The organism is Paenibacillus sp. BJ-4, assembly GCF_020404765.1.
In the GTDB taxonomy this organism is placed as follows: domain Bacteria; phylum Bacillota; class Bacilli; order Paenibacillales; family Paenibacillaceae; genus Paenibacillus.
In genome coordinates this window covers 1-242 of sequence record NZ_JAIVEM010000051.1, presented here as the reverse complement: position 1 = coordinate 242, position 242 = coordinate 1, and the positions used below count along the sequence as shown (strand labels likewise).

Sequence of the window (242 nt, the reverse complement as noted above, 5' to 3'; positions counted from 1 at the left end):
TGGTCATACCCCTGTCAAGTAGACAAGTGAAAAAAGGCTAAGCAGCCAGCGCGTGCCGGTACTCAATCGGCGCGCGCTGTTTGAGTTTGGCCTGAAATCGTTGGTAGTTATAAAAGTAAATGTACTCTTCCACCGCTTGATGAATTTCCGTTTCTGACTTACACTGGTGGAGGTACAGCTTCTCGGTCTTGAGATGCGAAAAGAAGGATTCGATGCAAGCGTTATCCAGGCAGGTACCTTTG

At 47.9% G+C, this 242-nt stretch carries 1 protein-coding gene; it reads right to left on the bottom strand.

Translation table 11 applies throughout. The features are described from left to right. Positions 1-37 precede the first annotated feature (37 nt). Positions 38-242: IS3 family transposase (locus tag LCF57_RS09850; protein ID WP_226000528.1), on the bottom strand; the 205-nt coding region annotated here is incomplete at its 5' end.